At 70.0% G+C, this 24,318-nt stretch carries 19 protein-coding genes, 3 tRNA genes and 1 other RNA gene; 12 read left to right on the top strand and 11 right to left on the bottom strand.

Annotated features, from left to right (window positions below; all coding sequences use genetic code 11):
* Positions 1–18 precede the first annotated feature (18 nt).
* The 3 genes from ACFC1I_RS02930 (at position 19) to ACFC1I_RS02920 (ending at position 1,680) form a co-directional block, all read left to right on the top strand.
* Entirely contained in the window at positions 19–807 is a 789-nt protein-coding gene (locus ACFC1I_RS02930) for an ATP-binding cassette domain-containing protein (RefSeq protein WP_376006364.1), read from the top strand.
* Positions 808–882: 75 nt separating this feature from the next.
* A tRNA-Asn gene (locus ACFC1I_RS02925) sits at positions 883–955 on the top strand.
* A gap of 65 nt (positions 956–1,020) precedes the next feature.
* Complete coding sequence (locus tag ACFC1I_RS02920) at positions 1,021–1,680, top strand: hypothetical protein (protein ID WP_376006363.1); 660 nt, start codon at positions 1,021–1,023, stop codon at positions 1,678–1,680.
* A 21-nt stretch (positions 1,681–1,701) separates the two neighbouring features.
* Here ACFC1I_RS02920 and def read toward each other — a convergent pair whose 3' ends face one another.
* Positions 1,702–2,268, bottom strand: a complete 567-nt coding sequence (gene def / locus ACFC1I_RS02915) for a peptide deformylase (protein ID WP_376006362.1) — start codon at positions 2,266–2,268, stop codon at positions 1,702–1,704.
* 42 nt (positions 2,269–2,310) lie between these two features.
* On the opposite strand from def, the gene ACFC1I_RS02910 reads away from it, so the two are divergent.
* From ACFC1I_RS02910 to nagE, 3 genes are all read left to right on the top strand, one after another.
* Positions 2,311–3,408 carry a DMT family transporter gene (locus tag ACFC1I_RS02910; RefSeq protein ID WP_376006361.1) on the top strand — a complete coding sequence of 366 codons (1,098 nt, stop codon included), beginning with the start codon at positions 2,311–2,313 and terminating at the stop codon, positions 3,406–3,408.
* A 25-nt stretch (positions 3,409–3,433) separates the two neighbouring features.
* Positions 3,434–3,507 (top strand) — tRNA-Ile (locus tag ACFC1I_RS02905).
* A 184-nt stretch (positions 3,508–3,691) separates the two neighbouring features.
* Positions 3,692–5,629: an N-acetylglucosamine-specific PTS transporter subunit IIBC gene (gene nagE / locus ACFC1I_RS02900; RefSeq protein ID WP_376006360.1), complete on the top strand. Its 1,938-nt coding sequence runs from the start codon at positions 3,692–3,694 to the stop codon at positions 5,627–5,629.
* Positions 5,630–5,681: 52 nt separating this feature from the next.
* On the opposite strand, the gene ACFC1I_RS02895 is transcribed toward nagE, so the two are convergent.
* Positions 5,682–7,688, bottom strand: a complete 2,007-nt coding sequence (locus ACFC1I_RS02895) for a DUF262 domain-containing protein (RefSeq protein ID WP_376006359.1) — start codon at positions 7,686–7,688, stop codon at positions 5,682–5,684.
* A 164-nt stretch (positions 7,689–7,852) separates the two neighbouring features.
* Here ACFC1I_RS02895 and ACFC1I_RS02890 point away from each other — a divergent pair, with 164 nt between their 5' ends.
* Entirely contained in the window at positions 7,853–8,626 is a 774-nt protein-coding gene (locus ACFC1I_RS02890) for a hypothetical protein (RefSeq protein ID WP_376006358.1), read from the top strand.
* A 150-nt stretch (positions 8,627–8,776) separates the two neighbouring features.
* Entirely contained in the window at positions 8,777–9,280 is a 504-nt protein-coding gene (locus ACFC1I_RS02885; protein WP_376006357.1) for a DUF3145 domain-containing protein, read from the top strand.
* Positions 9,281–9,453: 173 nt separating this feature from the next.
* Here the strand turns inward: ACFC1I_RS02885 and ACFC1I_RS02880 are convergent, their stop codons facing one another.
* From ACFC1I_RS02880 to aceE, 6 genes are all read right to left on the bottom strand, one after another.
* A complete protein-coding gene (locus ACFC1I_RS02880; RefSeq protein ID WP_376006356.1) occupies positions 9,454–10,692 on the bottom strand; it encodes a beta-ketoacyl-[acyl-carrier-protein] synthase family protein in 1,239 nt (412 codons plus the stop codon).
* A 59-nt stretch (positions 10,693–10,751) separates the two neighbouring features.
* A complete protein-coding gene (locus ACFC1I_RS02875; protein ID WP_013586517.1) occupies positions 10,752–11,000 on the bottom strand; it encodes an acyl carrier protein in 249 nt (82 codons plus the stop codon).
* A gap of 74 nt (positions 11,001–11,074) precedes the next feature.
* A complete protein-coding gene (locus tag ACFC1I_RS02870; RefSeq protein ID WP_376006355.1) occupies positions 11,075–12,076 on the bottom strand; it encodes a beta-ketoacyl-ACP synthase III in 1,002 nt (333 codons plus the stop codon).
* 13 nt (positions 12,077–12,089) lie between these two features.
* Positions 12,090–13,001, bottom strand: coding sequence for an ACP S-malonyltransferase (locus tag ACFC1I_RS02865; protein WP_376006354.1), 912 nt, complete (start codon positions 12,999–13,001; stop codon positions 12,090–12,092).
* Positions 13,002–13,094: 93 nt separating this feature from the next.
* Positions 13,095–14,312, bottom strand: a complete 1,218-nt coding sequence (locus tag ACFC1I_RS02860) for a PucR family transcriptional regulator (protein ID WP_376006353.1) — start codon at positions 14,310–14,312, stop codon at positions 13,095–13,097.
* Positions 14,313–14,319: 7 nt separating this feature from the next.
* Positions 14,320–17,049, bottom strand: a complete 2,730-nt coding sequence (aceE, locus tag ACFC1I_RS02855; protein WP_376006352.1) for a pyruvate dehydrogenase (acetyl-transferring), homodimeric type — start codon at positions 17,047–17,049, stop codon at positions 14,320–14,322.
* 142 nt (positions 17,050–17,191) lie between these two features.
* Between aceE and ACFC1I_RS02850 the strand changes: the two genes are divergently transcribed.
* Positions 17,192–17,264: transfer RNA gene (locus ACFC1I_RS02850), tRNA-Val, on the top strand.
* Between the two features lie 9 nt (positions 17,265–17,273).
* Here the strand turns inward: ACFC1I_RS02850 and ACFC1I_RS02845 are convergent.
* Entirely contained in the window at positions 17,274–18,818 is a 1,545-nt protein-coding gene (locus ACFC1I_RS02845; protein ID WP_376006351.1) for an amino acid permease, read from the bottom strand.
* Positions 18,819–18,907: 89 nt separating this feature from the next.
* On the opposite strand from ACFC1I_RS02845, the gene ACFC1I_RS02840 reads away from it, so the two are divergent.
* Both ACFC1I_RS02840 and ACFC1I_RS02835 read left to right on the top strand, forming a co-directional pair.
* A complete protein-coding gene (locus ACFC1I_RS02840; protein WP_376006350.1) occupies positions 18,908–19,639 on the top strand; it encodes a zinc ribbon domain-containing protein in 732 nt (243 codons plus the stop codon).
* Between the two features lie 27 nt (positions 19,640–19,666).
* Positions 19,667–21,391, top strand: coding sequence for a bifunctional 3'-5' exonuclease/DNA polymerase (locus ACFC1I_RS02835; RefSeq protein ID WP_376006349.1), 1,725 nt, complete (start codon positions 19,667–19,669; stop codon positions 21,389–21,391).
* On the opposite strand, the gene ACFC1I_RS02830 is transcribed toward ACFC1I_RS02835, so the two are convergent.
* Positions 21,381–23,018 (bottom strand): DUF4012 domain-containing protein, encoded by a 1,638-nt coding sequence (locus tag ACFC1I_RS02830; protein WP_376006348.1) that lies wholly within the window; start codon positions 23,016–23,018, stop codon positions 21,381–21,383. The two genes, ACFC1I_RS02835 and ACFC1I_RS02830, sit on opposite strands and share 11 nt — an antisense overlap.
* A gap of 148 nt (positions 23,019–23,166) precedes the next feature.
* The gene (locus ACFC1I_RS02825; RefSeq protein ID WP_376006347.1) at positions 23,167–23,922 is read right to left on the bottom strand and encodes an LPXTG cell wall anchor domain-containing protein; all 756 of its coding nucleotides are present in this window, start codon (positions 23,920–23,922) and stop codon (positions 23,167–23,169) included.
* A 19-nt stretch (positions 23,923–23,941) separates the two neighbouring features.
* Here ACFC1I_RS02825 and rnpB point away from each other — a divergent pair.
* Positions 23,942–24,309: RNase P RNA component class A (gene rnpB, locus ACFC1I_RS02820), an RNA gene on the top strand.
* The last annotated feature ends 9 nt before the right edge of the window (positions 24,310–24,318 follow it).

The following is a 24,318-nucleotide window of genomic DNA, read 5'->3' as shown; positions in this document are numbered from 1 at the left end:
AGCAGGCAGGATGAGGATATGGCTCGCCGACGGGACGCGGATGTCGCGATCGACTGTTCAGATCTGTCGATCGCCCGCTCCGGCCGTGGGGGCCCTGCTCAACGCGTCGTCGACGGCGTCTCGTTCCAGCTCGCGCACGGCGGGATCCTCGCGCTCATGGGGCCGACCGGGGCCGGCAAGTCGTCGCTCGCGGCAGTGCTGGCCGGTGCCGACGAACCCGGCCTCGCCGTCGTCGGGGGCCGAGGCCTCGTCGAAGGCGTCGCGGTGCGACGTCCGGGTCGCGCCCATCGCTACCTCACGTACTACGCCGGCTACGTCCCGCAGACGGCCGGAGCGCATCTGCCGGCGCGCCTCACCGTCTCCGAGGTGATCGGCGAGCCCATCACCAGCCGCGACCGCCACGTCAGTCCGCGCGCGCTCGCGGTGCGCGTGGCATCGCTCCTCGACGAGTTGATGCTGCCGCTCGGCGCCGCCCCCAAGTACCCGTACGAGCTCAGCGCGGGCATGCGTCAGCGTGTCGCGCTCGCCCGGGCTCTGGTGCTCCAGCCCCGCGTGCTGATCGCCGACGAGCCGTTCGCCAACATGGATGTGGAAGTGCGCAAGGCGGCGCGCGACGCGGTGCTCCGCCGCCGTCGCGAACTCGACATGGCCGCTCTCGTCGTGACGAACGAGCCGGAGGTCGTGCGCGAGCTCGACGCGGACGTCCTCGTGCTGCGGGGAGGCCACGCCGTCGCCTACGGTCACGGCACGCAGGATCTGCTGTGGACGCCCGACGGCCAGGCGGGTCGACGCGTCGTCAACCGCTGAACCGCCGCGGTGGTCATGAGCACCGGTTGAGCTTTGCTAGTATGGACTGGTTGCCCGCACGAGAGTGCGGAACATTCCTCCATAGCTCAATTGGCAGAGCAATCGGCTGTTAACCGATAGGTTCTTGGTTCGAGTCCAAGTGGGGGAGCGAAGGCCTCGGGGCTCCACCCCCGGGGCTTTCTTCGTCTCCGGGTATGCGATCGAGGAGTGCACATGGCGGCTCGCGCGAAGGCTGCGCCGCGTCTCGCGGTCGAGGGCGGCGTCCCCGCCCCGGCGCCCATCTACCGCTCCGTCGCGCTCCTGCTCGCGCTGGCCGCATTCGACGCCACTGTGGTGTGGGTCGGCCTCGTCGTGCTGTTCGGCGGCGAGCCCTGGATGTTCCCCGTCTCCGCGCCGGCGCCCTGGCTCTTCCTCGCGCTGGTGCCTTCGGTCGCCGCGATCCTGCTGGCGGTGCGAGGGATCGCCCTGTGGGCGCTTCTCACCGCGCTGGTGAGTGTGTGGCTCGTTCCCACGGGCATCGCGACGATCGTCGTCGTGCTCGTCGCGCTCTGGACGGTCCGCGGCATCCGCCGTCAGTGGGCGGCACACGACCTCGACACCGTGATCGCCACGGCCGCCGCGCACGGCCTGCCGGTGCTGGTCGTGCAGCACGTGGCCGGCAAGGGGCGGCCGCGCAAGACCACCGACACCACGCAGGTGCAGGTGCGCGACGTCGACACCGGCGAGCTCTCCACCGCGCGCGTGTGGGGACCGATGCGCACCGGCACGACCTTGGTGCGGCAGGGGATGAACGTCATCGCGCAGGCGCCGCCAGGAGCGGACGCCGAGCTGCGCCGCTGGGTCGAGCGCCAGAACCGCAGCCGGACGGACTGACGCGCTCGTCCCGGCTCGCGCTCAGGCGTCGAGGTCGTCGATGCCCGGGGTCCAGGAGTTTCCCGGCCGGCCCCAGCCGCGCTTGCGTGCGATCTTCTGCACGGTCTTCCAGTCGCCGTCGTCGAGGCGGTCGACGTAGAGCGTGCCGTCGAGGTGGTCGAACTCGTGCTGCATGATGCGCGCCCGCCAGCCGTCGACCTGGATGCGCACCGGCTCGCCCTCGAGGTCGGTGCCGGTCACGAGCACCTCGTCGGAGCGCCGCAGCGGGAACCGCTCGCCGGGGAACGACAGGCAGCCCTCCGCCTCCTCGTCCGGGTCGGGCGAGCCCGGCTCGAGAGGCCGCATCCAGAGCTCGGGGTTGATGACCACGCCGCGCCAGGGCGAGCCGTCGTCGTCCGCGTACGTGTACGTGTAGATCCGCAGGGGCACACCGACCTGGGGCGCCGCGAGCCCCACGCCGGGCGCGGCATCCATCGTCTCGAACATGTCGGCGACGAGCGTGCGGATCTCGTCCGTGATCTCTTCGACGGGGGAGGCGGGGGAGTGCAGGACGGGATCGCCCATGATGCGAATCGGGAGAACAGCCACGCCTTGAGCCTATCGAGCGATGCCTGCGGCTAGTGTCGATGTGTGGTGTGGACTGCGGTGGAGCTCGAGGACATCGGCGATCAGCTGGTCGGCGTGTTCCAGAACCCCGGCATCCTCATCGGCATCCCGCTCGCTCTCCTCGGCGCCGTGTTCATGTCGTTCGGCGCCCAGTACCAGCACCGCGGCGTCACGAAGGTCGAGCGCCTCTACGGCTCGCAGGCCAACGGCGGGCTCGGTGCCGGCCACCTGCTGAAGCTCCTCGCGCGGCCGTCGTGGGTCATCGGCACCGTCATGCTGGGCCTCGCCATCGTGTGCCAGCTGTGGGCGCTCGCCTTCGCGCCGCTCATCGTGGTGCAGCCGCTCGGCGCGATCGCCCTGGTGATCACGACACTGCTGAACGCCCAGATCAGCGGCCACAAGCCGACCAGGCGATCGCTGACCGCGATCGGGGCGTGTGTCGGCGGCATCTTCATCTTCGTCACCGTCGCGGCGCTGTTCGCGACCGAGAAGCCGGTCTCGAACGGTCAGCTCATCACGATCCTGGTGCTGCTCGGCGTCGTCGCCGTGGTCTTCGCGGGCCTGTGGATCTGGCTGCGCTCGCGCATGGGCGCGCTCTTCTACATCATCGCCGCCGGCGTCATCTACGGCTTCGTCGCGACGCTCGCCAAGGTCGTGATCGTGCGCATCCAGGCGAGCGATTTCAACTGGCTCACCTTCACGTGTCTCGCCGCGCTCATCGCCGGCGCCATCATGGGCGCCTACTTCGTGCAGAACGCGTACGCCTCGGGGCCGCCCGACCTCGTCGTCGCCGGACTCACCGTCATCGACCCGATCGTCGCGATCATCATCGGGCTCACCGTGCTGCAGGAGGCCGCGGGCGCCCCGCTGTGGGTGTACATCACGTTCGCCATCGTGGGCGCCGTCGCGGTGTGGGGCGTGTTCCAGCTGGCCCGCCACCACCCGCAGGTGCTCAGCGAGAGCCAGGAGCTCCCGATCCAGCGGGGCAGCGGCGGAGGGGCGGCGGATGCTGCGCACCCGCGCACCGGCTCCATCAAGGTCACCGAGGCCGTCGCCAAGGTCTGGCCCGAGCCGCCGGTGAAGGATCGGGCCGACAAGCCCGAAGGCGACACGGGCAGGTAGGCTCATCAGCGCGCGTGACGCGCAGGGGGCGGTGGCCAAGCTGGTCAAGGCAGCGGGCTCATAACCCGACGATCGTGGGTTCAAGTCCCACCCGCCCTACGTTTCGAGGTCCGTCGCACCCCGCGGGTGCGGCGGACCTCTTGCGTACACGCCCGAAGATCACGGGCCGATGAGAGATTCGTTCATACCCCTAACTTTCGGAGGGGGACCTGGTGACGCCCGGACCGGTTTGGCTGTAGCGTCAGCCACATCACCTGTCCCTGGCTCCTGATGGAGGCGAACAATGAAGTTCTTGCAGAGGCTCGGCAGATCGATCATGCTGCCGGTGGCTGTGCTGCCGGTCGCTGCGATCCTGGTCGGCATCAGCAACTGGATCAAAGGAACGGTCGGCGGCGGCGTCGTCGTCGACTTCCTCTACACAGCGGGCGTCTCGCTGCTGGACAACCTCGCCCTGCTCTTCGCGATCGGCATCTCGATCGGCATGGCGAAGAAGTCCGACGGCACATCCGCGCTGGCGGGCCTGGTGTCGTGGCTCGTGATCACGACGCTCCTCAAGCCCGAGTCCGTCGCGCTGTTCACGGGGGTCGAGGACGTCAACGACGTGCCCGCCGCCTTCCTCAAGGTCCAGAACGTCTTCATCGGCATCATCTGCGGCCTCATCGGAGCGTGGACGTACGACCGGTTCAAAGACACGAAGCTCCCGGACGCGCTGGCGTTCTTCTCCGGCAAGCGGTCTGTCGCGATCGTGACCGCGGGCATCTCGCTGGTCGTCGCCGTCGTGCTGCTCTTCGTCTGGCCCTGGGTGTACGGCGGCCTCGTCACGTTCGGTGAGTGGATCTCGTTCCTCGGTCCCTGGGGCGCGGGGATCTACGGCTTCCTGAACCGCCTGCTCATCCCGATAGGCCTGCATCATGCGCTGAACTCGGTGTTCTGGTTCGACGTGGCCGGCATCAACGACCTCAACAACTTCGCGGCCGGCACCGGCACGTACGGGGTCACCGGGCAGTACATGACCGGCTTCTTCCCGATCATGATGTTCGGCCTCCCGGGCGCCGCGCTCGCGATGTATCTGACGGCCAAGACGACACGCAAGAAGATCACCTACGGCATCCTGCTCAGCGCCGCGGTCTCGTCGTTCTTCGTGGGCGTGACCGAACCGCTCGAGTTCTCGTTCATGTTCCTCGCCCCGGTGCTGTACCTCGTGCACGCCGTGTTCACCGGCATCTCGATGGCGATCAGCGCGATACTGCCGGTGCGCATGGGCTTCGGGTTCTCGGCGGGCTTCGTCGATCTCGTCCTCAACTGGACGAACCCCATGGCCCAGAACCCCTGGCTGATCCCCGTCATGGGCGTCTTCTGGTTCTTCATCTACTTCGGGGTGTTCTACTTCTTCATCAAGCGGTTCAACCTCAAGACACCGGGGCGCGAAGACGACAACATCCTCGAAGAGGGGACCGACCTCGACACGCACTCCGCCGACGACAAGTACCTCGTCACCGGCAGCCGCTTCATCGACGCGCTGGGCGGCAAGGAGAACATCCTCGAGCTCGACAACTGCGCGACGCGCCTGCGAATGGAGATCAACGACGTCAGTCAAGTCGACGACGCAGCGCTCAAGCGGGCGGGAGCGGCCGGCACGATGAAGCCCGGCGGCAAGTCCGTGCAGGTCATCTACGGCACGAACGTCCAGTTCGTGAAGGATGCGATGGAGCAGATCATCTCGGGACGTGCGGAGGCGCCTGCCGCCGCGGCGCCCGAGCCGGCGATCGCCCCCGCTGCCGGCGGCACGGCGGTGCTCACCGACACCCCGGCCACCACCACGGTGCGGCTTCGCCAGCCGCTCGAAGGCAGGGTCGTGCCGTTGTCGGCGGTTCCCGACCCGACGTTCGCACAGGGCATCATGGGCCCGGGCGCCGCGATCGAGCCGACTGGCGACACGGTCGTCGCGCCGGCGGACGGCACCATCGGCGCCACGTTCGAGAGCAGCCACGCGGTGGCGCTCGTCCTCGACGACGGCACCGAGCTGCTGATCCACGTCGGCATCGACACGGTCGACATGAAGGGCGACGGCTTCCAGACCCTCGTCGAGAAGGGACAGAAGGTCACGGCGGGAACGCCGCTCCTGCGCTTCGACCTCGCGAAGATCCAGGCCGCCGGCCACCCCTCGATCACGCCGGTGATCGTGCTCAACAACGAGAACGCCGCGGTCACCTTCGAGTGACGTAGAAGAAGAGCGGGACGGATGCCTCGGGGCCGAGGCATCCGTCCCGCTCTCACATCGCGTTGCCGATGTAGGAGTACTTGACGAACACCTCGGGGGCGATGCCGGCCTCTTCGAGCACGCCCTGCACGGCGCTGAGCATGTAGCTGGAGTCCCAGCCCATGTAGAGCGAGTGCTCGTCGTCGAGGCGGTCCCACTGGCCGTTCCAGGACTGCGCCGTGTAGACCGGCCCGCCGCGGCGCGCGCTGTACGCGACGACCGAGGCGCGGGAGTCCGCCCAGAGCCGCTTGAAGACGCGGTTGAAGAGGTACTTGACGTCGGGCACCTCCCAGTGCTCGCCGCAGTACTCGACGTAGGACCACTCCCGGTGCCACCCCGGCGGCCAGCCGCGACGGCGCACGGCGTCGAGGATCGGGGTCAGCCCGTCGTCGTCGATCGCCGGGCCCCCGGGACGCTTCCAGACGTCGACGAAGCGGCCGGTGAGCTCCGCCGACCGCTCGGCGATCGCCGCCGTGCCCCACGACGGGAGCTCGGCGAGCTGGGCGGTGGCGGCGACGGAGCTACGCGCGTACAGCGCCCGCTTCTCCGGGAACGAGCGGTCGAAGGCGCGGAGAGCCAGGTCCTCTTCGAGGACGGTGAGGTTGCCGATCGTGTTCGCGAGGGCGCGATGGCTGTTCTGCTCGTCGTCGGTGTAGGACGCCCATTCGCGGATGCCGTCCCCCGACCAGCCGTCGCCGGGTGCGAGCGGGAAGATGTGCTCGACGTCGAGGCCGCCCGCGCCGTCGACGCCGGCGATGCGGCCGAGGACGTAGGAGGCGTGGGGAAGCTCGGAGTACTTGAGCGCCACCGCGATGCGCTCGTCGGAGGGGGTGATGCGCGAGATCGCGGTCACGAGCGCTTCCGCGCCCTGTTCGCGGGCCCGGCACAGGCGCGCGACCAGGCGATCCACGCCCGTGCCGACGACCGCGCGGCGCACCAGCAGCGACTGCACCATCTCGAGCGTGTCGATCAGCTCCTCGCGCCCGAGCGATCCCAGCTCGACGTCGCGGTACGCCCGCATCACGAGCGGGTACATGCCGGTGCCGAAGGTGCCGAGGTAGGCGAGGTGGCGCGTGAGTTCGGCATCGGGAGCCTCATCGGGCCGGAGCAGGACGCGGTACACGCGCGACAGCTCGCGCCACTCGGCAGCATGGCGCAGCAGATCGCCGAAGTCGAGCCGTGGGAACTCGTGACGGAACGCGTCGTACACGCCGCGGCCGCCGACGACCGTGACTTCCCGTCCTGTCCGCATGACCAGGTACTGCCGCCAGAACTCCGCGATCGAATCGCCGGTGTTCTGCTCGATCGCCTGCCAGTATTCCGATTCGATCTCGCGCTGCTCCGAGTGGTTCAGCCCCATGAGCACGTAGTTGTGGATGAGCTCGTGGTCGCGCAGCGGCTCACCGGTCGAATTGAGGCTCTCGAAGATCTGCTGTGCATTGGCGCCCGTGCCGAGCGTGATCGCGACGTGTTCGAGCTTCTGGAGACCGCGCCAGATGTGCGGCGCCTCGTCGAGACTGATCTGGCTGCGGAAGAAGGCGTAGTTGTCGTCGAAGCGCGAGTCGCGGTGCTCACCGCGCGCCGGTGGCAGATCGAGCACGACGCGTTCGAACACCGCGGCCCACGCCCGGTGCGGGCGCAGCTTCGTGCGCGTCGCGTCGTGCGAGTGCACGAGGACCCGCTGCAGCTCGTCGGCCAGGTCGGGATCGGCCTCGCGCACGGTGTGATGGAGGGCCGCGACCAGCAGCATGAGCGTCGTGGTGCGCTGCTGGCCGTCGATGAGCACGAGCTCGGCGTCGGATCCCTCACCGCTGGCAGAGGAGAGGATCGAGCCGATGAAGTGCATCTGCCGGTCGTCGAGATCGGCCACCGCGCGGATGTCGGAGAGGAGTTGTTCGCACCCGCCGATGTCCCACCGGTACTGCCGCTGGTACACCGGGACGACGATCGTCCAGTCCGCGGCGGAGAGCCAGCCGATGGTGTTGACAGCAGTGGCATCGACGTTCGTGGCAGTGACCATGGCCCGTCCAGTCTAGGCCGGGCTCCCGGCAGGGGAGCGGGCCGGCGGCGGTCGCCGGTTATTCACGGCGCGGTCCTCGGGAACCTTCAGACCCCCGAGGTAGGCTTACCTAAGTTGAGCCTGTTAAAACGTGCTGGCTCACTGACCGAAAGGCATGATTCGTCATGGGTTACATCAAGTCCGCCGCTCTCGATGAGACCGGCTTCGTGGTGCTCGACTCCTACGGTGAGGAGATCGACCCGCAGGAGTGGCTCTCGATCGAGTACGTCGACTGGAAGTCGTCGGGTGACACCCGCTTCGCTCCTCTCGCGTCCGCCAAGGGCGAGATCGAGTGCAACGGGTTCTGGAACCACACGCCCCCGCGCACCGACAAGGACGGCGTCTGGATCCCCGAGCAGACCGAGAAGTCCCCGACCCTGACGCGTCGCGCGCAGGAGCCGGGCTCGAACGTCGGCCGCTGCCGCATCATCGAGCTGCAGCCGAACACGTACGCGGACGCGCTGTACAACCTTCACCAGGACGACAACAACCGCCTCAACCCCGACGGCACCGGCTGGGTCGTGCGCGGGTTCTTCAACCTCACCGACGACAAGAACAGCTACTTCGTGCTGCGGGAGAACCGCACCGACCCGAGCATCGAGTACCGGGTCGCGCTTCCCGCCGGCGCCCAGCTGATCGTCGACACGCAGCGCCTGTGGCACGCCGTCCACCACGACGGCACCGAGCCGCGCTACTGCCTCATCACTTCGTGGGAGTCCGGCCCCGAGCTCGACGCCTACATGGAGAAGTACCACGCCGTTCCGACCGCACCGCAGTTCGAGGTCGCGCAGGAGGTGCTCGACGCCGGTCAGGCCGAGCAGGCCCGTCGCGACGCCGCACGCGCGGCGTACTACGCCGCCAAGGGCAAGGCCGAGGTCCAGGCCATGAGCGAGGCCTGAGCCTCACCCGCGTGATCGCAGAGGGCCCCGGAATCACAGTCTTGTGATTCCGGGGCCCTCTCGGCGATAATGGCCGCAGCACAACCGAACAGCACGTCATGACACCGTCACAGGTCGTAGGGGAAGACGCACCTGACGAACGGAGAGATCATGGCGACACAAAAGGCGCGTGGGGTGATCTTCATCCACTCCGCGCCACGAGCGTTGTGCCCCCACCTCGAGTGGGCGGTCGGGCGGGCCCTGGGCCGCGCCGTCAGCTTCGACTGGGCAGACCAGCCCGTGCTGACCGGCAGCAGGCGTTCCGAGTTCTACTGGGAGGGGGCCGCCGGAACGGGCTCAGCCCTCGCGACGGCCATCCGCGGCTGGGAGCACCTGCGGTTCGAGGTGACCGAGGATCCCACTCCCCGCAGTGACGGCGGCCGCTGGCTGCACACGCCGGGTCTCGGCATCCACTACGCCCAGACCGACACCGCGGGCAACGTCGTGATCGGCGAGGACCGCATCCGGTACGCGATGGAGATCGCCGCCGGCGACGCGTTCGAGCTGCAGCGCGAGCTCGATGTGGCGCTGGGGGCTGCGTGGGACGAGGAGCTCGAGCCGTTCCGGCACGCGAGCGACGAAGCCCCCGTGGTCTGGCTGCACAAGGTCGGCTGAGCGCTCACAACCCCACAACCCCACAGACGCAGGCGGCGTGAGGCGCCACTACCGAGGCTCGGAGGCCGTGAATCCCGGGCCACGGGACCGCGAACCGCCGCCTGACACGACAGACGCCCCCGGTCGGCTTCACCGGGGGCGTCTTCGCGTCGTGCGGCGCGTGTCGCGTCGTGTCAGATCGAGCGGAAGGCGACGACGGCGTTGTGGCCGCCGAAGCCGAACGAGTTGCTGATCGCGAGCTGGTCGCCGGCGCCGAGGGCGATGGGGGCGTCCGAGATGCGCAGCGGGATGTCGGGGTCCTGAGTCGTGACGTTGATGGTCGGCGGTGCCTGACGCTCGCGCAGCGCGAGGAGCGTGAAGATCGCCTCGAGCGCACCGGTGCCGCCCAGCAGGTGGCCGGTGGCGCCCTTCGTCGCCGAGACCGGGATCTCGTGGACGCGGTCGCCGAAGACGCTCAGCAGCGCCTTGTACTCGGCGATGTCGCCCGTCGGCGTCGACGTGGCGTGCGCGTTGATGTGCGTGACCTCGTCGGGCGTCGCGCCCGCCTGCTCGAGCGCGAGGCGCACCGCGCGCGAAGCACCCAGGCCCTCGGGCTCGGGAGCGGTGATGTGGTACGAGTCCGCCGTGACGCCGCCGCCGACGACCTCGCCGTAGATCTTCGCCCCGCGGGCCTTGGCGTGCTCCTCGGTCTCGAGGACCAGCGCTGCCGCGCCCTCGCCCATGACGAAGCCGTCACGGTCGACGCTGTAGGGCCGCGATGCGGTCTCGGGCGAGTCGTTGCGCTTGGAGAGCGCCTGCATCGCGGCGAAGGCCGCGATCGTGAGCGGGTGGATGACCGCCTCGGCGCCGCCCGCGATGATGATGTCGGCGCGACCCGCGCGGAGGCTCTCGAAGGCGTTGACGAGCGACTCGGTGCTCGACGCGCATGCCGAGGCGACCGTGCGTGCATAGGCACGGGCGTTCAGGTGCATCGAGACGGCGGCGGCGGGCGCGTTCGGCATGAGCATCGGGACGCTCATGGGCATGACCCGGCGCGGGCCCTTGGTCTTGAGCGTGTCCCAGCCCGCGAGCGTCGTCTGGAGGCCCCCGATGCCGGTCGCGAAGTCGACGGCGAACCGCTCGGGCTCGACCTCGGGCTTGCCCGCGTCCTCCCACGCCTCGAACGCCGCCACGAGCGCGAACTGCGCCGAGGGGTCCAGACGGTTGGCGACGGGTCGCTCCAGCACGGTGTCGGGCCGGACGAGCGCCTGTGCGGCGAAGGTGACGGGGAGCTGGTACTCCTCGACCCATTCCTGCTCGATCGTGTGCGTGCCGGACGCGCCGTTCAGCAGCGCCGACCAGCTCTCGGGGGCCGTGCCGCCGATGGGGGTCGACGCGCCGATGCCGGTGACGACGATACGGGGTGTGCTCATGGAGATCAGAGTCCTCGTGATGCTGGCCGGTGGGGGCCGCGGCCCCCACCGGGATGGTCCTACGCCTGGTTCGACGTGATGAAGGTGACGGCGTCGCCGACGGTCTTGAGGTTCTTGACCTCGTCGTCCGGGATGGTGACGCCGAACTTCTCCTCGGCGTTGACGACGATCGTCATCATCGAGATCGAGTCGATGTCGAGGTCGTCGGTGAACGACTTCTCGAGCGCGACCTCGTCGGCCGAGATGCCGGTCTCGTCGGTGATGAGCTCCGCGAGTCCGGCGAGGACCTCGTCGTTGGTGAATGCCATGGGATTCTCCTGTTTGTTAGGGGTAGGCGTGCCCGAGCGGGCCGGGAATCAGTCTAGGGTCGCGGCTCGCCGCGTCAGGGAAGGACGACAACCTGCGCGCCGAAAACCAGGCCGGCGCCGAAGCCGATCTGCAGCGCGAGTCCGCCGCTGAGCTCGGGGTGCTCCTCGAGCAGGCGGTGGGTGGCGAGCGGGATGGACGCCGCCGAGGTGTTGCCGGTGGTCTCGATGTCGCGCCCCACCACGACGGTGTCGGGGAGCTTGAGCTGCTTGGCGAACTCGTCGATGATGCGCATGTTCGCCTGGTGGGGGATGAAGGCGGCGAGATCGGATGCCTCGACCCCGGCTGCTTCGAGCGCCTGACGCGCGACCTTCACCATCTCCCACACGGCCCAGCGGAAGACGGTGGGGCCCTCCTGACGGAGGGTCGGCCACGGCGCGAGGCCGTCACGGAAATCGGTGAGCGTGTGGTTCATCGCCACGGCGTCGGACTTGGAGCCGTCCGAACCCCACACCGTGGGACCGATGCCGGGGGTGTCGCTGGGGCCGACGATGACGGCTCCCGCGCCGTCGCCGAGCAGGAACGAGATGCTCCGGTCGGCGGGGTCCACGATGTCGCTCAGCTTCTCGGCGCCGATCACCAGCGCGTACGTGGCAGCGCCGCCGCGGATGAGCGCGTCCGCCTGGGCGACGCCGTAGGCGAAACCTGCGCAGGCGGCGTTGACGTCGTACGCGGCCGCCGGATTGGCGCCGACGCGGTCGGCCACGATCGCCGACACCGACGGGCTCTGCTTCGGGTTGCTGATCGTCGCGACGATGACCGCGTCGACCTGCGACGGGTCGACTCCGGAGCGCTCGATCGCCTCACGCGCGGCGTCGGTCGCGAGGTCGATGGCGTCGGTCTCGGCCACGGCCCGGGTGCGGGTGATGATGCCGGTGCGCTGACGGATCCACTCGTCGCTCGAGTCGATCGGCCCGATGAGGTCGTCGTTCGGCACAGCGATCTCGCCGCGGGCGGCGCCGTACGAGTAGATGCGCGTGTGGGCGGCACCGGTGGGCTGGATGAGGCTGCGGGTCATGCGGGTACTCCGGTCAGGCGTCGGCGGCCACCAGCGCGGCGGCGGCCTCCAGGTCGGCGGGCGTCTTGACGGCGACGGCGGGGACTCCGCGAAGCGCGCGCTTCGCGAGCCCGACGAGCGTGCCCGCGGGGGACAGCTCCACGATGCCCGACACGCCGGCGTCCGCGAAAGAGGCCATGCAGAGGTCCCAGCGCACCGGCGACGCCACCTGATCGACGAGCAGATCCACGAACGCGCGGCCCGACGCGACCGCGGAGCCGTCGCGGTTGGTCCAGAGCGTCACCCCGGGGTCCGAGACGTCGTGGTCGGCCGCAGCCGCCCGGAGGGCCTCCACGGCGGGAGCCATGTAGTGGGTGTGGAAGGCGCCGGCCACCTGCAGCGGGATCACGCGGGTGCCGGCGACCGGCTCCGCAGCGAGCGCCTGGAGGGCGTCGAGCGCGCCGGCGACCACGAGCTGGCCGCCGCCGTTGTAGTTCGCGGGCGAGAGGCCGAGCTCTTCGAGGCGGGCGAGGACGGATGCCTCGTCCCCGCCGATGACGGCGCTCATGCCAGTCTCGGCGGCGGCCGCGGCCTCGGCCATCGCACGGCCGCGGATTCCGACCAGGGTCAGCGCGGACTCTTCGCTGAGCACGCCCGCGGCCGCAGCGGCGGCGAACTCGCCCACCGAATGCCCGGCCACGCCGCCGATGCTCCCACGGTCGGGCAGCGCGTTCCACGAGAGGAGGCTGGCCGCGACGATGAGCGGCTGGGCCACCTGGGTGTCGCGGATCTGGTCCGCGTCCCACTCGGTGCCGGCGGCGACGAGATCGACGCCCGCCCACTCGGAGTACTGGGCGAGGCGCTCCGCCGCGCCGTCGGATTCGAGCCAGGGAGTCAGGAAGCCGGGGGACTGGGAGCCCTGCCCGGGGAAGACCGCGATTCGCACCGTTCCATCCTGCCAAGGATCAGAAGGGTCGTTCTGGCGACACCGTCACAAGAATCACGCGCGGCTTTGTGCGTGCTCCACACAGACGGCGGGTCAGGCGGGGTTCCGGCGCGCGGGCGGGCGGCGGCGCGAGGCATCCGTCCCGATCGATCCGAGGATCAGCGCCGTCTGCAGGATCAGCGCCTCACGGGGCCCGGTGGCGTCCCAGCCGATGACCTCCGAGACGCGCTTGAGGCGGTAGCGCACCGTGTTCGGGTGCACGAACAGCTCGCGGGCGGTCGCCTCGAGCGAACGGCCGTTGTCGAGGTAGGCCCACAGCGTCGACACCAGGTCGGCGCTGTGCGACTGCAGCGGCCGGTAGATGCGCTCGACCAGCGTCAGCTTGGCGAGGGGGTCTCCGGCGAGGGCGCGCTCGGGAAGCAGGTCGTCGGCCTCCACCGGCCGGGGCGCGTGGCGCCACGCGCGGGCGACGGCGAACCCGGCGAGAGCAGCGCGCGCGCTCTGACTGGCGTCGACGAGTGCGGGCACCGTCGGGCCGAGCACGAGGTAGCCGCCGCCGAAGCCGGGCTCGAGGCGGCGCGCGATCTCCCCGAAAGGAAGGTCGCTCACCGCGTCGTCGGCGACGGCGGACGGCTCGGCGCGCCCGACCACCAGCACGAGCCGGGAGCCCTGCACGCCGATCAGCACGTCGACGCCCAGCTTGCGGGCCGTGCGACGCAGCTGATCGACGTCGAACTGCGGGGGAGTCGTGCCGACGAGCACCGCGACCTCCCCGTGTCCGTGCCAGCCGAGTGCCGCGATGCGGCTGGGCAGCTCCTCGTCGGCCTCGCCCGTGAGGATCGAGTCGACGACGAGCGCCTCGAGCCGCGCGTCCCAGAGGCCACGGGCCTCGGCGGCGCGGGCGTAGACGTCCGCCGCGGCGAACGCCACCTCGCGCGAGTACAGCAGGATCGCCTCGCGCAGGTGCTCGCCCTTGCCGGCGACGCGTTCCTCGGTCACCTCGACGGTGACGCGGATGAGCTGGAGGGTCTGCTGCAGGCTGACGCTGCGCAGCAGCTCACGCGGAGCGGCGGCGAAGATGTCGGCCGCGATCCACGGCGTCGACTTGGGGTTGTCGTACCACTGGATGAACGACGTGATGCCGGCCTGAGCCACCAGCCCGACGGCGGAGCGTCGGGCCGGCGGCATCTCGGCATACCAGGGCAGCGTCTCCTCGAGGCGCTTGATGGTGACGGTCGCGAGGTCGCCTGAGATGCGCCGCAGCCAGGCGAGCGTCTCGACCTTGTCCATCACCTCGGTGGACTTGCCCATTCGCAGGTCAGCTCTCGCCGCCCGCGTTCCCGCTCGTCCCGGCGGTCACGTCGTGCAGGCGGTACTTCTGGATGGCCTGCGCGGCGAGGCTGCGGTCGACCGCGCCCTCTGCGGCCAGCGCCTGCAGCGTGCGGACGACGACCGACGGGCCGTCGATCTTGAAGAATCGACGAGCCGCGGCACGCGTGTCGGAGAATCCGAAGCCGTCGGCGCCGAGGGTGGCGAAGTTGTGCTGCACCCACGGACGGATCTGGTCCTGCACCGCGTGCATGAAGTCGCTGACGGCCACGACCGGACCGGGCGCGCCTGCCAGCTTCTGCGTGATGTACGCCGTCTTCGGCTCCTCCTCGGGGTAGAGGAAGTTGTGCTCGTCGGCGGCGAGGCCGTCGCGGCGCAGCTCGCTCCACGAGGTGACCGACCAGACGTCGGCCTGGACGCCCCAGTCGTCGCGCAGCAGCTGCTGCGCCTCGAGCGCCCACGGCACGCCCACGCCCGAGGCGAGGAGCTGGGCCTTGGGGCCCTCGCCCTGCGCCGTCGAGATGCGGTGGATGCCGCGCACGATGCCGTCGACGTCCACATCCTCGGGCTCCGCCGGCTGCACGAGCGGCTCGTTGTACACCGTGAGGTAGTACATGACGTTGGGGTCGGGGTGGTTGCCGCCGTACATGCGCTCGATGCCGGAGCGGACGATGTGCGCGATCTCGTAGCCGTACGCCGGGTCGTACGACACCGTCGCCGGGTTCGTCGACGCGAGCAGCTGCGAGTGGCCGTCGGCGTGCTGCAGGCCCTCGCCGGTGAGCGTGGTGCGACCGGCCGTGGCGCCGATGATGAAGCCGCGCGCCATCTGGTCGCCCGCCGCCCACTGGGCGTCACCGGTGCGCTGGAACCCGAACATCGAGTAGAAGACGTACACCGGGATGAGGGGCTCGCCGTGCGTGGCATAGGACGTGCCCGCCGCGGTGAACGCGGCGACGGCGCCCGCCTCGTTGATGCCGACGTGGACGATCTGGCCCTGCGGGCTCTCCTTGTAGGCCAGCAGCAGCTCGCGGTCGACCGAGGTGTAGTTCTGGCCGTGCGGGTTGTAGATCTTCGCCGAGGGGAAGAACGCGTCCATGCCGAACGTGCGCGCCTCGTCGGGGATGATCGGCACGATGCGGTGGCCGAAGTCCTTGGCGCGGAGCAGGTCCTTGAGCAGACGCACGAACGCCATGGTCGTGGCGATCTCCTGCGTGCCCGAGCCCTTCTTGGGCAGCGCGTACGCCGCGTCGCCCGGCAGCTGCAGGCCGACGTGGTGCGTGCGACGCTCCGGGAGGAAGCCGCCGAGCGCACGCCGGCGCTCCAGCATGTACTGGATCGTCTCGTCGCTGGAGCCGGGGTTGTAGTACGGCGGCAGGTACGGGTTCTCCTCGAGCTGCGCGTCCGAGACCGGGATGCGCATCGAGTCGCGGAAGTACTTCAGGTCCTGAAGCGTCATCTTCTTCATCTGGTGGGTCGCGTTGCGGCCCTCGAAGTGATGCCCGAGGCCGTAGCCCTTGATCGTCTTGGCGAGGATCACCGTGGGCTGGCCCTTGTGCTCGGTGGCAGCCTTGTACGCGCCGTACACCTTGCGGTAGTCCAGGCCGCCGCGGCGGAGCTTGCCCCAGATGTCGTCGTCCGACCAGTCCTTCACGAGAGCGGCCGTGCGCTCGTCGCGCCCGAAGAAGTGCTCACGGATGAACGCGCCGTCCTCCGCGCGGTACGTCTGGAAGTCGCCGTCCGGCGTCGTGTTCATGAGGTGCACGAGGGCGCCGTCGGTGTCCTTGGCGAGCAGCTCGTCCCAGCCCGAGCCCCAGACGACCTTGATGACGTTCCAGCCGGCGCCGCGGAAGAAGCTCTCGAGCTCCTGGATGATCTTGCCGTTGCCGCGCACCGGGCCGTCGAGGCGCTGCAGGTTGCAGTTGACGACGAAGGTGAGGTTGTCGAGGCCCTCGTTCGCCGCGACCTGCAGCTGGCCGCGGCTCTCGACCTCGTCCATCTCGCCGTCGCCGAGGAACGCCCAGACGTGCGAGTTCGAGAGGTCCTTGATGCCGCGGTTGGTGAGGTACTTGTTCGACATCGCCTGGTAGATGGCGTTGATCGGTCCGAGACCCATCGACACCGTCGGGAACTGCCAGTACTCCGGCATCAGGCGCGGGTGCGGGTACGACGGCAGCGCGTTCGGTGCCTTCGACTTCTCCTGGCGGAAGCCGTCGAGCTGCTCGGAGCTCAGGCGGCCCTCGAGGAAGGAGCGGGCGTAGATACCGGGGGAGGCGTGGCCCTGGATGAAGATCTGGTCGCCGCCGTTCGGGTCGTCGAGACCACGGAAGAAGTGGTTGAAGCCGACCTCGTACAGCGACGCGGAGGACGCGTACGTCGAGATGTGGCCGCCGACGCCGATGCCGGGACGCTGGGCGCGGTGCACCGTGACCGCGGCGTTCCAGCGGATCCACCGGCGGTACCGGCGCTCGAGTTCCTCGTCACCGGGGAACTCGGGCTCGTTCTCGGGGGCGATCGTGTTGATGTAGTCCGTCGTGGGAACCTGCGGAACGTTCAGCTGCAGCTCGTGGGAGGTCTGCAGCAGGCTCAGCATGATCTCGCGGCCACGTCCGTGGCCCTTCGCCTGCACGAGCTGCTGGAGGGACTCCTGCCACTCGGAGGTCTCATCGGGATCGCTGTCGAGGGGTTCCTGCGAGTACGGATCCTGATCGTTGACAGTCACAGAAGACCTTTCGTCGTCTGGCAGATCGTGCCAGGGAATCGCTACCGGAGCGGCGCGGGCATTGTCAGCCCTGCACAAACGCACCAACTGCCAGCCTAGCGAGTTCAGGGCGTTCCGGACGCACCTCGTAGACTGTCGGCGAGGGCCTTTAGCTCAGCTGGTAGAGCGCCACGTTTACACCGTGGATGTCGTCGGTTCGATCCCGGCAGGGCCCACCGAGTCCTTCATGGCCGGTCCGCGGACGAATCCCCGACACCGTCCCTTCGGCCGTCGTCGCGTTCGTGCGAGACGACGTGCGGGAGGGCGAAGTCCTGGTACCCGGGCTGGCCGATCCGCGAGTGGCGGTGCGAGTAGGCGAAGTAGATCACGAAACCGATCGCGAGCCACACGAGGAATCGCAGCCATGTCTCGACCGTGAGGTTGAGCATCAGGTAGACGCAGATCGCGGCCGACAGACCCGGCAGCCACGGGCTGAGCGGCACGCGGAACGAGCGATGCAGGTCGGGGCGCTTGCGCCGCAGCACGATGACGCCGATCGACACCAGCACGAACGCCGACAGCGTGCCGATGTTGACCATCTCTTCGAGCAGGCCGATCGGCGTGAAGCCCGCGACGACGGCGACGACGATCGTGACCAGGATCGAGATGACCCACGGGGTGCGGAATCGCGGGTGCACCTTGGCGAGGCGGATCGGCAGGAGCGCATCGCGCGACATCGCGAAGATGATGCGCGTGGCGCCGATCAGGAGGGTCAGCACGACCGTCGTGAGGCCGGCGACGGCGCCCGCCGAGATCAGGGTCGCCATCCAGGTCGCGCCGTGGAAGGCGAAGGCGTTCGCGAGGGCCGCCGCGGGGTCGAGGTCCTGATAGGGGACCATCCCGGTGACCACGAGGGCGACCGCGCAGTACAGCAGCGTGCAGATCACGAGCGACGCGATGATGCCGATGGGCAGGTCGCGCTGCGGGCGACGCGTCTCTTCGGCCGTGGTCGCCACGACGTCGAAGCCGATGTACGCGAAGAACACGAGCGCGGCGCCGGCGAAGATGCCCCCGACGCCGAACGCCGTCGGCTCGATGCCCGACAGGAACTGGAGCAGCGGCTGGCTGAGCCCCGTCGCCGTCTCTCTCGGAGCCGGCTCGGGGACGAACGGCGACCAGTTCGCGGGGCTCACGAACAGCAGTCCCGCGACGATGACGAACAGCACGATGAAGAGCTTCACCGCGACGAGCACCATGTTGACGCGCAACGACTCCTTGATGCCGAAGGTCATGAGCCCGCCGAGCACCAGCACGAGAAGGATCGCCATGAGATCGACGGTGCCGCCGTAGCCGATCTCGGCAGGGATCGGCATCCCCAGCTGCTCGAAGAGCGTGCCGAGGTACGCGCTCCATCCCTGCGCCACGACGCTCGCTCCGAGGAACATCTCGAGGATGAGGTCCCACCCGATGATCCAGGCGAACAGTTCGCCGAGAGACGAGTACGAGAACGTGTAGGCGGAGCCGGACACCGGCACGGTCGACGCGAACTCGGCGTAGCAGAGGGCGGCGAGCGTGCAGGCGATCGCCGCGACCACGAAGCTGATGACGATGGCGGGGCCTGCGACCTCGTGCGCCGCGCGGCCGGTGAGGGTGAAGATCCCGGCGCCGATCACGACGCCGATGCCGAAGACCGTGAGGTCCAGGGCCGTCAGGGACTTCTTGAGTCGGAATTCCGGTTCGTCGGTGTCGGCGATCGACTGTTCGACGGACTTGGTGCGGAGAACGCCCATGGTTCGCGCCTTTCGTCTTCGGAAGGGCCGGTCGTCGAATGGTAGCCCTCACCGCTCGCGCCGTCGATGCCCCACGGTAGGTTGGTGACGTGAACGCCAGCCCCGCAGACCAGCGCCGCCTCGTCGAGGTCGCCCAGCTCGACGCCCGCATCCGCCAGGCCGACAACGCACGCAAGAATCCGCCACAGGCCGGCCGCGTGCAGGAGCTGCTGGGCCGCCGGCAGGAGCTGTCGCAGGAGCTGGGAACGCGCCTCGGCGCCCGCGACGATCTGCGCACCGAGCTGGCGCGCATCGAGTCCGACGTCGCCGTCGTCGACGCCCGCGCCGCACGCGATGCGGACCGTCTCGCCGCTTCGACGAACTCGAAGGAGGCGCAGGGGCTCGAGAGCGAGCTGGCCGCGCTCGCGCGCCGCAAGAGCGACCTCGAAGACGCCGAGCTCGCCGTCATGGAGCGGCTCGAGATCGCCGACGCCGCCGTCGCCGAACAGGAGGCCCTCATCGCGGCGACCAACGCCGAGGGCGCCGAGCTGAGCGCCGACGGCAAGCGCGCCGTCGCCGAGGCGACCGCGGCATTCGATGCCGCCACCCGTGACCGCGCGGCCGTCGCGGGCAGCGTCCCCGCCGACCTCCTCGCCCTGTACGACCGCCTCGCGGTCCGCAGCGCCGGTGCGGCGTTCCTGCGGCGCCGGACGTGCGAGGGCTGTCACATGGTGCTCGCCGGCACTGACATCCAGGTGCTGCGCCAGGCCGGCGAGAACGACGTCGTGATGTGCCCCGAGTGCGGCTGCGTCCTCGTGCGCGACGACGAATCCGGGCTGTGACCGCACCCGGGCTGTGCCGCGGTGGGCGTGTCTGACGCCCCCGCCTGGATCGTCCTCGGTCGGACCGGACGCGGTTCCGCCGCCGTCCTCCTCGATGCGGACACGGACGAGATCGGCCGCCACGCCGTCGAAGCCCCGGCTCTGTCGTCGTGGATCTCGGAGGCGGAGGCCCGCTGGGCGCCGCGGTGGATCTGGCACGACACCCCGCAGTGGTACGCCACGCTGCTCGCCGACGGCGTTCGCGTCGCCCGGTGCCACGACCTGCGCCTGTGTCACGCGATCCTGCGCGACTCCGCGCTGGTCCCCGAGACGGCAGGGGTCGGACAGGCACGGGAGTGGGATGCTGCGGCCCACGTGAATGCCGAAGCAGCGGCGCCCGCCCTGTTCGACCTGGACGCCGTCGCACGCCCGACAGGCCCGCCCGCCGATGCCGACGCGGCGCTGGCCGAGTTCGCACGCCAGCGCGATGCCATCGCCGGCAGCGCCGAGCCCGGTCGTCTCCGGCTGCTGACGGCGGCCGAGTCCGCGGGTGCGCTCGTGGCCGCAGAGCTCAGGGCCGCGGGACTGCCGTGGGACGCCGCGGCGCACGACCGCATCCTCGTCGACACGCTCGGGGAGCGCCGCCCCGGTGGCGCGCAGCCCGTGAAGCTCGCCGCGGCGGCCGAACGCGTGCGGGCGGCGCTCGGCGATCCTTCCGCGAGCCTCGACTCCCAGCCGAAGCTGCTCCGGTCGCTGCACCGGGTCGGTGTGCTGGTCGAGTCGACCAACCGGTGGGAGCTCGCCGAGCAGCGCCACCCCGTCATCGAGCCGCTGCTCGAGTACAAGAAGCTGTCGCGGCTCCTGTCGGCGAACGGATGGACGTGGCTGTCGGAGTGGGTCTCCGACGGCCGGTTCCGTCCGGTCTACGTTCCGGGCGGGGTCGTCACCGGGCGCTGGGCGTCGTCTGGCGGGGGAGCGCTGCAGCTTCCGCGTCAGCTGCGCGAGGCTGTCCGCGCCGACCCCGGGTGGCGGCTGGTCGTGGCCGATGTGGCGCAGCTCGAGCCGCGCGTGCTGGCGGCGATGTCGGGCGACACCGCCCTGGCCGCGGCGGCACGCGGCCGCGACCTGTACGCCGGGATCGTCGAGAGCGGCGCGGTGGCCACCCGGCAGGAGGCGAAGATCGCGATGCTCGGCGCGATGTACGGCGCCACGACGGGGGAGTCCGGGCGCCTCGTCCCGCGCCTGCGCCGCGCCTACCCGCGCGCGATGGGGCTCGTCGACGACGCGGCGCGCACCGGAGAGGACGGCGGCGTCGTCTCGACGTGGCTCGGCCGCACCTCGCCCGCGCCGTCGCCGGAATGGGCGGCCGCCCAGTCACGTGCGACCGAGGCCGAGGCATCCGGGGCAGACGAGACCCGTGCCAGGCGCTGGGCGCGCGACCGCGGCCGCTTCACGCGCAACTTCGTCGTGCAGGGAACCGCCGCCGAGTGGGCGCTCGCGTGGCTGGCCGACCTGCGCGGCCGGCTCGCCGCGCTCCCGCCGGTCGAGCCGCATCGTGCGGCGCCTCGCTCCGGGCCGGCGTTCGCCCGCCTCCCGCACCTCGCCTTCTTCCTGCACGACGAAGTGATCGTGCACGCCCCCGAGGAGCACGCGGATGCCGCCGCGCAAGCGGTGACGGATGCTGCGGCCACCGCGGGACGCCTACTCTTCGGTGGCTTCCCCCTCGACTTCCGGCTCGACGTCCGCATCGCCGAGAGCGCGCTCAAGGACTGACGCCGGCGGGGCACCCTTCACCGACGCGCAGCGCCGGGGCGTTCATCAGAGGCGTGTGGACGATCGACTGGGCGTTCGCGTCCTCCCGGGAGACGAGGAAGTGGAACTCGAGCACGTTGACCTCGTCCGGGGAGAGGTTCACCCTGGCGGTGCTGGCTGCACGGTCGTCGTCGACGGCGGACGCCGCGGGGTACGGCTCGCCCTTCACCACGACCTCGCCGACGAACGAGCCCTTCGGAGCAGTCACCGTGACGTTCGTTCCGATGTCTCCCGCGCCGACGCCGAACAAGCCCCCGCCGGTCAGGCTGAGGGGGAACGCCTCGACATCCGCGGGGGCGTGGCTTCCCATGGTCACCGTCACGACCACGTCCGCCAGTCCGTCCTCGCGGCACTCGACCGTGCGGCTCTCGATCGCGACATCGAGGTAGCCGGCCATCTTGCCGCCGGTCGCGTCGTTGAAGTACACGGCGAACGCCCCGGCGCCCGCGGCCTCCTGCCGTGCTGACGCGCCCCCGATGGGCGATCCGCCGATGACACTCTGCTCCTCAGCGTGCGCGCTCCACACCGAGATGCGTCCGTCCGCCGCCGGCTGCTGCACGGCACGGAGGAGGGCGAGCGCATCCATCGAGCCATCCGACACCCGCGCGAAGACCGCGTCGACGGCGGTCGCGAAGAGTTCTGTCTGCTGCTCGGACGACATCGACAGGTAGGGCTGCACGAGAAGCTCGTCGAGAACGTTGCCGGCCTCCAGCACAGCGCCCGAAGGCAGCGGGACGGGGCCCGTCACCGACAGGAGCGCCTGCAGCACGTAGGGGTCGACGGCGACGACCATGTCGGGCGTACGCCCGCTCAGGCCTGCCCACCACGCCGACGCCATCTCACCCGACACGGCGAAATCGGGGGTCATCGATGCGTTCTGCACGTATCGGCCCACCCCGTCTCCGAACAGCGCGGTCGTCGCTTCGGGCAGATCCACGATCGGCGCGGCACGCCGCGGGAACGCGGAGGAGTCCGCCTGGCCGACGAGAGTCAGGGCGCCGTCGGCTGCACGCAACTCGACGAAACTGCCCGAGATGCCGCCGCCCGTGCGCAACTCGGCCGGATTCTGCACCATCAGCAGGATCGACCGTGCGCCGTCGCCGCCCAGCGCCGACGGCAGGACTCGAGCAGCGCCCGCCGCGACGTCGGCGAGTGGAGCGAGAAGGTCCGCTGCTGCACGCAACTCCGTGACGCCCTTGGCCACGGGGGAGATCAGGGCATCGACATCGACGGCGTGCAACGACTCGGCCGAGCCGGTGAGAGACGCCGCTGCCTGTTCGACCGATGCCGCGGAGGCTGCCAGCGCAGCCGTGTCCACGAGTGTTCCGGGCGCGCGGTCTTCGAGAGCGCCGGCGATCGCCAGGACTCCCGGCAGGGCGGACGAGATGTGGCCCAGCTCCTCGGACACCACGCGTACCGCGACGAGGTTCGCGCCGATCGCCGGGGTGGCCTCTGCCAGCCGCCAGATCGGGTCGCTCGTCGCACTCGCCGTGCGGTCGGCGTGCGCCGACATCTCTTCGGCCACCGACGTGAGCTGATCCAGGTCTTGAGCGTCCAGCGCGCTGCGCGCCTGCGCCGCCAACGGCACCAGCGCATCAAGCTCAGACTTGACGGACCAGATCCGCCAACCCAGCCACGCAGCGCAGGTCAGCGCAAGCACCCCGATCGACAAGACTCCGATCAGGATCCAGCGTCGAGCCTTCCGCGGCGCCCCCTTCGCCGTGGACATCACCACGTCAGCGTCGCGCGGAGCGTCGTCGGAAGATCACGAAGGCGAGGCCGATCGCGAGGGCGATCGCACCGGCGATCGCGATCGGGCCGACCGCCGCCGCCATGCCTGTCGCAGGGAGCGACGCAGTGGACGGATTGTGCGGTCCGGCCGCACACTGCGGCGTCGCGGGCGGGTACGACAGCGGAACGACGAGCGAAGGGTTGACCTCGATCGTCGCGGTGATCGGACCACGCGTCCAGGCGAAGTTGCCGGATACCTCGACCCACTGGCCGTTCTCGAACGCCCAGCCCGGCCAGCCCGTTGCTTCACCTGCGGCGTTCACCGATGCGCCGGGCCAGAGGACCCGACCCGACAACCCGCCGTCCACCAGCGTCCCCAGGACGATGGTCTCGGTGTTCGCCCCGTCCGTGATGACGAGCTTCGCCTCATTGCTGGTCACCTGCGAATCCGGGTCGATCAACGCGACGTTGAACGCGATCCACGGCGCGTCCTTTTCGCAGACGCCGACCGCGGTGGAGCCCGCGAGAGTCGGGGTCGCCGGATTCGTCGGCGTGTAATCGTCTCCCTCGGCCATAGCCGCCGTGGGTGCGCTCAACGCGACGAGCGCGACGACAGCGAGCGCGAGAAAAAATGGTCGCTTCACAATTGCCTCCCCAGCAGGCATGAACGACCCAACTCCCCAGAAGGGCCGTGTTGCTGACTTTACTCCATCGCGCGGCTCCTCGACAGCACTTCTGGACGAGGTTTCGCTCTGATTCACCTAAAATCGTCGGAGCGAATGGGTCGGCTGGACGGTCGCGTCGCGGGCGGTTCGCCGCCTCGTGCCGAGGAACGTCCGGGCTCCACAGGGCAGGGCGGTGGGTAACACCCACCCGGAGCGATCCGCGAGACAGTGCCACAGAGAGCAGACCGCCCGGCTTCGGCCGGGTAAGGGTGAAAGGGTGGTGTAAGAGACCACCGGGGTCGTGGTGACACGGCCCGCACGGTAAACCTCGCCCGGAGCAAGGCCAGACAGGGGATGACGACGCGGCCCGCCGAGTCCCCGGGTAGGCCGCTGGAGCGGCACGGCAACGTGTCGCCGAGAGAGATGACCGTCCACGGGGCTCACGCCCCCGGACAGAACCCGGCGTACAGGCCGGCCCATTCGCCCTCTCCG

Source organism: Microbacterium sp. NPDC056044 (assembly GCF_042267145.1).
GTDB lineage: Bacteria > Actinomycetota > Actinomycetes > Actinomycetales > Microbacteriaceae > Microbacterium.
The sequence above is the reverse complement of the archived record's forward strand: the minus strand, read 5'-3'. Positions and strand labels throughout refer to the sequence as shown.

Bases quoted from the DNA above. Each gene is read 5' to 3' on its own strand.
- ACFC1I_RS02895 (WP_376006359.1), bottom strand. From the start codon at position 7,688: ATGGTCACTGCCACGAACGTCGATGCCACTGCTGTCAACACCATCGGC.
- nagE (WP_376006360.1), top strand. From the start codon at position 3,692: ATGAAGTTCTTGCAGAGGCTCGGCAGATCGATCATGCTGCCGGTGGCT.
- ACFC1I_RS02890 (WP_376006358.1), top strand. From the start codon at position 7,853: ATGGGTTACATCAAGTCCGCCGCTCTCGATGAGACCGGCTTCGTGGTG.
- ACFC1I_RS02860 (WP_376006353.1), bottom strand. From the start codon at position 14,312: ATGGGCAAGTCCACCGAGGTGATGGACAAGGTCGAGACGCTCGCCTGG.
- ACFC1I_RS02870 (WP_376006355.1), bottom strand. From the start codon at position 12,076: ATGACCCGCAGCCTCATCCAGCCCACCGGTGCCGCCCACACGCGCATC.
- ACFC1I_RS02875 (WP_013586517.1), bottom strand. From the start codon at position 11,000: ATGGCATTCACCAACGACGAGGTCCTCGCCGGACTCGCGGAGCTCATC.
- ACFC1I_RS02845 (WP_376006351.1), bottom strand. From the start codon at position 18,818: ATGGGCGTTCTCCGCACCAAGTCCGTCGAACAGTCGATCGCCGACACC.
- ACFC1I_RS02880 (WP_376006356.1), bottom strand. From the start codon at position 10,692: ATGAGCACACCCCGTATCGTCGTCACCGGCATCGGCGCGTCGACCCCC.
- ACFC1I_RS02930 (WP_376006364.1), top strand. From the start codon at position 19: ATGGCTCGCCGACGGGACGCGGATGTCGCGATCGACTGTTCAGATCTG.
- ACFC1I_RS02885 (WP_376006357.1), top strand. From the start codon at position 8,777: ATGGCGACACAAAAGGCGCGTGGGGTGATCTTCATCCACTCCGCGCCA.
- ACFC1I_RS02920 (WP_376006363.1), top strand. From the start codon at position 1,021: ATGGCGGCTCGCGCGAAGGCTGCGCCGCGTCTCGCGGTCGAGGGCGGC.